Source organism: Pseudomonas sp. JUb52, from assembly GCF_004341115.1.
Lineage (GTDB): Bacteria > Pseudomonadota > Gammaproteobacteria > Pseudomonadales > Pseudomonadaceae > Chryseomonas > Chryseomonas oryzihabitans.
Window position 1 is genome coordinate 112,440 of record NZ_SLYS01000015.1, and the last position, 6,341, is coordinate 118,780.

Annotated in this window: 7 protein-coding genes; 6 read left to right on the forward strand and 1 reads right to left on the reverse strand. The window is 66.4% G+C overall.

Translation table 11 applies throughout. From position 1 onward, the window contains the following. Window positions 1-117 precede the first annotated feature (117 nt). The 6 genes from EC839_RS21000 (at window position 118) to EC839_RS21025 (ending at window position 4,728) form a co-directional block, all read left to right on the forward strand. Window positions 118-795: a bifunctional 2-polyprenyl-6-hydroxyphenol methylase/3-demethylubiquinol 3-O-methyltransferase UbiG gene (locus EC839_RS21000; protein ID WP_007159042.1), complete on the forward strand. Its 678-nt coding sequence runs from the start codon at window positions 118-120 to the stop codon at window positions 793-795. An 87-nt stretch (window positions 796-882) separates the two neighbouring features. After that, the gene (locus tag EC839_RS21005) at window positions 883-1,842 is read left to right on the forward strand and encodes an ABC transporter substrate-binding protein (RefSeq protein ID WP_007159041.1); all 960 of its coding nucleotides are present in this window, start codon (window positions 883-885) and stop codon (window positions 1,840-1,842) included. Window position 1,843: 1 nt separating this feature from the next. Then, entirely contained in the window at window positions 1,844-2,695 is an 852-nt protein-coding gene (locus EC839_RS21010) for a proline/glycine betaine ABC transporter permease (RefSeq protein ID WP_007159040.1), read from the forward strand. Next, window positions 2,692-3,507, forward strand: coding sequence for a glycine betaine/L-proline ABC transporter ATP-binding protein (locus tag EC839_RS21015; protein ID WP_007159039.1), 816 nt, complete (start codon window positions 2,692-2,694; stop codon window positions 3,505-3,507). Before EC839_RS21010 ends, EC839_RS21015 begins: the two co-directional genes overlap by 4 nt. A gap of 111 nt (window positions 3,508-3,618) precedes the next feature. Continuing rightward, a complete protein-coding gene (locus EC839_RS21020) occupies window positions 3,619-4,371 on the forward strand; it encodes a TerC family protein (protein WP_007159038.1) in 753 nt (250 codons plus the stop codon). A 132-nt stretch (window positions 4,372-4,503) separates the two neighbouring features. Next, entirely contained in the window at window positions 4,504-4,728 is a 225-nt protein-coding gene (locus tag EC839_RS21025) for a hypothetical protein (protein ID WP_007159037.1), read from the forward strand. Between the two features lie 56 nt (window positions 4,729-4,784). Here the strand turns inward: EC839_RS21025 and EC839_RS21030 are convergent, their stop codons facing one another. Further along, window positions 4,785-6,206 (reverse strand): short-chain fatty acid transporter, encoded by a 1,422-nt coding sequence (locus tag EC839_RS21030; RefSeq protein WP_007159036.1) that lies wholly within the window; start codon window positions 6,204-6,206, stop codon window positions 4,785-4,787. Window positions 6,207-6,341 lie beyond the last annotated feature (135 nt).

The following is a 6,341-nucleotide window of genomic DNA, read 5'->3' on the forward strand; positions in this document are numbered from 1 at the left end:
GAAGAGGCGAGCGTGGGCAAAGTTCGAGCGCAGCGGCTGGCCGGGCTGTCGTCGCCTCTTGCCAGGACGCTGCGCCAAGCCTAGGGTGGCGACGACCAATCGACCGGAGCATCATCCTTGGGTAACGACAGCCAGGCGGGCGCCGCCGTCTATTCGCCGCTGACCCTGCGCCTCTACGATGCCTGGGTCCTGGGCATCTCCAACCGCTATGCCTGGGGTTGCCCGACCACCGCGGTGCTGTTGCCGTTCTTTCGCCAGCACGTCGGGCGGCGCCACCTCGAGGTGGGGGTGGGCACTGGCTACTACCTGGCCAAGGCGGAGCTGCCGGCCGCCACCGAGGTCACCCTGCTGGACCTCAATCCCGCCAGTCTCGCCGCCGCTCGTGCGCGTTTCGGACGACCTGCCCAAACCCTGCGCCACGACGTGCTGGAACCCCTGGACCCCACGGTCGGCCCCTTCGACTCCATCGCCCTGTACTACCTCCTGCACTGCCTGCCCGGCAGCCTGGCGCAGAAGGGGCGGGTGTTCGCCCAGCTGGCACCGGTGCTGGCGCCTGGCGGCGTGCTGTTCGGCGCCACCATCCTGGGCAATGCGGCGGGCCACAATGGCTTCGGCCAACGATTGATGGCCTTGTACAACCGCAAGGGTATCTTCGGCAACGCCGGCGACACCCTGGCGGAGCTCGAGCGCGAGTTGCATCGGCACTTCGCCCAGGTCGAGGTGCGCCAGGTGGGCCGGGTCGCACTTTTCAGTGCCCGCGAACCTCACGAAGGCAGTGCCAGGGCCTCTGGCTGAACCCTGAGCCGTTGGCGCTGACCAAGATAGGATCGCCAGCGGACCGGCTCTGCCGCCCTGGCCCTCCCAGTGCAGACGGAGCCACCCATGCCCACAGCCTTTCCCCGCCGTTCCCTCCTGGCCGCCGGCCTTTCCCTTGGCCTGCTCGCCGCCGGTACCGCCCAGGCCGACAGCTGGTGTGCCAGCAAGCCGGTCAAGTTCGCCGGGGTGAACTGGGAGAGCGGCATGCTGCTCACCGAACTGATGGGCTTCGTCCTGCAGCACGGCTACGACTGCAAGGTGGATAGCATCCCCGGCAACTCCATCACCCTGGAGCAGGCGCTGGGCAACAACGACATCCAGGTGTTCGCCGAGGAGTGGATCGGCCGCAGCGAGGCCTGGAACAAGGCCGCCGCGGCCGGCAAGGTGGTCGGCGTGGGCGCGCCTATCGAGGGCGCCACCGAAGGCTGGTACGTGCCGCGCTATCTGGTCGAAGGCGAGGGCGCCAAGGCGCCCAAGTTGAAGACCATCGCCGACCTGGGCCAGTACGCCGAGCTGTTCCGCGATCCGGAAGAGCCGGGCAAGGGCCGCTTCTACAACTGCCCCGCCGGCTGGACCTGCGAACTGGAAAACACCCAGATGCTGCAGAGCTACGGCCTGAGCGACAAATACACCAACTTCCGCCCCGGCACCGGGCCGGCGCTGGATGCGGCCATCGTCTCGGCGACCAAACGCAAGCAGCCGATCCTCACCTACTACTGGTCGCCGACGCCCTTGCTGGGCCGGGTCGACATGGTCCAACTCAAGCCCCGCGACGGCGATGCCAAGCGCATCCAGGTGCAGGCCGGCCTCTCCAAGCCCTTCCACGACGGCGCCCCCGAACTGGTGGCCGTGCTGAGTCGGGTCAATGTGCCCATCGAGCTGCTCAACCGCACCCTGGCCGAGCAGGCCGACGCCAAGCAGGACGCCCCCACCGCCGCCAAGGCGCTGCTCAAGGCCCATCCCGAACTCTGGCAGGCCTGGGTGACCGACGCCGCGGCGCGCAGCAAGATCCAGGCGGCGCTCTAGGATGTTTCCCGAAGGCCTGACCTTTTCCTTCGCCGACGCCGTCAATCGTGGCGTCGACTGGCTGGTGACGCGCTACGGCGACGTCTTCCGTGCCATCTCCGACACCCTGCTGCAGGCCATCGTCTGGCTCGAGGGCCTGCTGCGCGGCACCCCTTGGTGGGCGCTATTGCTGATCGTCGCGGCCCTGGCCGCCCACGCCACCCGCCGGGTGCTGCCGACCCTGCTGATCACCGGCCTGCTGTTCCTGGTCGGCGCCTTGGGGCTGTGGGACAAGCTCATGCAGACCCTGGCCCTGGTGCTGGTGGCCACCGCCATCGCGGTCATCATCGGCGTGCCGCTGGGCATCCTCTGCGCCCGTAGCGCTCGCCTGCGCCTGGTGCTGATGCCGCTCTTGGACATCATGCAGACCATGCCCAGCTTCGTGTACCTGATCCCGGTGCTGATGCTGTTCGGCCTGGGCAAGGTGCCGGCGATCTTCGCCACGGTGATCTATGCCGCGCCACCGCTGATCCGCCTCACCGATCTGGGCATCCGCCAGGTCGATCGCGAGGTCATGGAAGCGGTCAACGCCTTTGGCGCCAGTCGCTGGCAGCAGCTGTTCGGCGTGCAGCTGCCGCTGGCGCTGCCGAGCATCATGGCCGGCATCAACCAGACCACCATGATGGCGCTGTCCATGGTGGTGATCGCCTCCATGATCGGTGCCCGCGGCCTCGGTGAAGAGGTGCTGGTGGGCATCCAGACCCTGGACGTGGGCAAGGGCCTGCAGGCCGGCCTGGCCATCGTCATCCTCGCCGTGGTCATCGACCGCATCACCCAGGCCTATGGCCGCCAGCGCCACGAGGTGGAGCGATGAAGATCGTCGTCGAGCGGGTCTCCAAGATCTTCGGCAAGCGCGAACAGGCGGCCCTGGCGCTGCTGCGCGAAGGGCACGACAAGGCCGAGATCCTCGCCCGCACCGGTTGCGTGGTGGGGGTGGACGATCTGTCCCTGGAAATCGCCGAGGGCGAGATCTTCGTCATCATGGGCCTTTCCGGTTCCGGCAAATCGACCTTGGTGCGCCACCTCAACCGGCTGATCGATCCCAGCAGCGGGCGCATCCTCATCGATGGCCAGGACATCCTCCAGCTGCCGCTGCCGGCGCTGCGCGAATTGCGCCGCCAGCGCATCAGCATGGTGTTCCAGAGCTTCGGCCTGCTGCCCCATCGGCGAGTGCTGGACAACGTCGCCTACGGTCTCAAGGTGCGCGGCGAGCCCAAGGCGGTCTGCCGCGAACGGGCGCTGCACTGGCTGGAGGTGGTGGGTCTGGCCGGCTACGAGCGCAAATGGCCGCACCAGCTCTCCGGCGGCATGCGCCAGCGCGTCGGCCTGGCCCGCGCCCTGGCGGCCGATACCGAGATCATCCTGATGGACGAGGCCTTTTCCGCCCTCGATCCACTGATCCGCGCCGAGATGCAGGAGCAACTGCTGGAGCTGCAACAGCGCCTGCACAAGACCATCGTCTTCATCACCCATGACCTGGACGAGGCCCTGCGCCTGGGCAATCGCATCGCCATCCTGCGTGACGGTCGGCTGGTGCAGGTGGGCACCCCGGCGGACATCCTCGGCCAGCCGGCCGACGACTATGTGGCGCGCTTCGTTCAGCGGCGTACCGCTGCGACAGTTTGAAACAATTGCGGCAGAGGCCTTCACGAGCATTTCACAGATGCGAGGCTCTGATGGTGAGACCTGCGGCCTGACCCTGTCAGGCCTTTCTCTTCCCACTGGAACCGCGCCGCAATGGACTATCTGCTACAACTCGCCGCCGACCCGACCGTCTGGGCTGCTCTCGCCACCTTGATCGTGATGGAGGTGGTGCTGGGCATCGACAACCTCATCTTCATCTCCATCCTCACCAACAAGCTGCCCGCTCACCAACAGCAGAAGGGCCGCCGCATCGGCATCAGCCTGGCGCTGATCCTGCGCCTGGGCCTGCTCGGCACCGTGGCCTGGATCGTCCAGCTCACCGAGCCCATTATCGAGGTGTTCGGCAAGAGCTTTTCCTGGAAGGACCTGATCCTCATCGCCGGTGGCCTATTCCTGCTGTGGAAGGCGACCAAGGAGATCCACCACAACGTCGATCCCGAGCCCGACAGCGCCCTGAGCAAGGGCGGCGAGACGGCGACCCTCGCCTTCGGTTCGGCCATCGTGCAGATCCTCCTGCTGGACCTGGTGTTCTCGGTGGACAGCATCATCACCGCCGTCGGCATGACCGAGCACCTGCCGGTGATGGTGATCGCGGTGGTGGTGGCGGTGACCGTCATGTTGCTGGCGGCCGACCCCCTGGCCAGGTTCATCAACGACAACCCCACCGTCGTGATGCTGGCGCTGGGCTTCCTGATCATGATCGGCATGACCCTGATCGCCGAGGGTTTCGGCGCCCATGTGCCCAAGGGCTACATCTACGCGGCCATGGCCTTCTCGGCGCTGATCGAGGGCCTGAACATGCTGTCGCGGCGGGCCAAGCGTCGCCAGCAGGCTGCCGGCAAGTGAGGGCAGGGCGTGTCGGAAAAGGCCTTGTTACATTCCGGCACGCCTATTGCTAACAATTACTGGAAAGTCTAGGCACTATCGGTCAAGACCTTTGTCATAGCAGCGTCACACGTGAGGTTTACAACTGAAGTCATGAACATACAAGCCCAAGCCCAGAACGCCATGCATGCCCTCAGCGCCGCTTTCGCGCCGATGAGCTGCGTCATCGACGCGCCCAGCAAGCGTGGTTTTTCCTTCATCGTCGTCAACGAGCATGGCGTGGCCAAGCACACCCGCCGGATCTACCGCGACGAATACAGCAACCCCAGCCGCCTGCAGGCCATCATCGACAGCACCCGCCTGGCCATCGCCGGCTGAGATTCAGCCGGCTCCCGCTCCACCCCTCCCGCTTTACCGTCTGCGCCCCACCCGAGCTACGGGTGTACCGGCGGCAGATAGGCCAACGTTCCCCCCAACAGCCACAGCAGCACCAGCACCAGGGGTGCATGGACCAGCAGCTGCACGAAGGAAAAGCCGACCAGGTCGCGCGCCTTCAGCCCCAGCACGCCCAGCAGCGGCAGCATGTAGAAGGGATTGATCAGATTCGGCAATGCCTCGGCGGCGTTGTAGATCTGCACGGCCCAGCCCAGGTGATATTGCAGATCGTTGGCCACCTGCATCACATAGGGCGCCTCGATGATCCACTTGCCCCCGCCGGAGGGGATGAAGAACCCCAGCAGCGCCGAGTAGACGCCCATCAGCAGGGCGAAGGTGTCGTGGGTGGCGATCTGGGTGAAAAATGCCGCGATATGGTGCGCCAGGGTCTGACCATCGGCGCCATTGACCTTGGTCAGGATGGCAGCGATGGAGCCGTACAGCGGAAACTGGATCAGCACCCCGGTGGTGGCCGGCACGGCGCGGGCCACGGCGTCGAGGAAATGCCGCGGCCGCCAGTGCAGCAGGGCGCCCAGGGAGATGAACAGCAGGTTGTAGGTGTTCAGCCCGGAAATGGCCTCGATGGCCGGCTTGCTGGCGAATTCCTGCACCAGCCAGCCCGCGGCCAGGAGCACCAGCAGCACGATCAGGATCGGACTGTATTCCAGCCATTCTCCCGGGCGGGTCGGTGTGGCGGCCGGCTTGGGCGCCGGGGTGACGTCGACGCCACAGGCACGGGCATCGCGCGCGCTGTCCGGTCCGGGCGCGGTGACATAGGCGATCACCGCCGAGACCACCAGCAGCACCAGCAGCAGGGCGCCGGATTGCCAGAGGAACAGCGTCTGGCTGAAGGGAATCACCCCGGTGATGGCGAGGATCGAGGGCGGCAGGCTGGCCGGATTGGCCTGCAGCTGAGCCGCCGACGACGACAGCCCCAGCGCCCAGACCGCGCCCAGGCCCAGGTAGGCCGCGGCGCCGGCGGCGCGATAGTCCATCTTGAGTTCTTCGCGGCGGGCCAGGGCGCGCACCAGCAGGCCGCCGAACACCAGACTCAGGCCCCAGTTGAGCAGCGAGGCGAGCATGGCCACCAGGGCCACCCAGCACACCGCGCCACGACCGGTACGGGGCACCCGCGCCAGACGCTCGATCAGGCGCCCGGCCGGACCGGAACTGGCCACCACATAGCCGCCGATGACCACGAAGGCCATCTGCATGGTGAAGGGAATCAGACTCCAGAAACCGTCGCCAAAGGCCTTGGCGGTCTTGGCCGCCGGCGCGCCCATGCCGAGGGCGGCCAGGGCCACCACGGCCACGGCGAGCACGGCGAACACCCAGGAATCGGGAAACCAGCGCTCGGCCCAGTTGGAACAGGCCAGGGCGAACCGCGCGCTGCGCGAATCGCGGGAGGGGGTTGAACTCATGGTGGATCCTTTTGTTGTTGTTCTTTAGGGGATAAACAAACGTAGATACCGTCTTCCACCTCAGTGTGCAATTGCTAAGGCAGGATCGAAAGGCTTGCCCGATTTGAGCACGCCATAGGCAATGCTCAGCAGTTT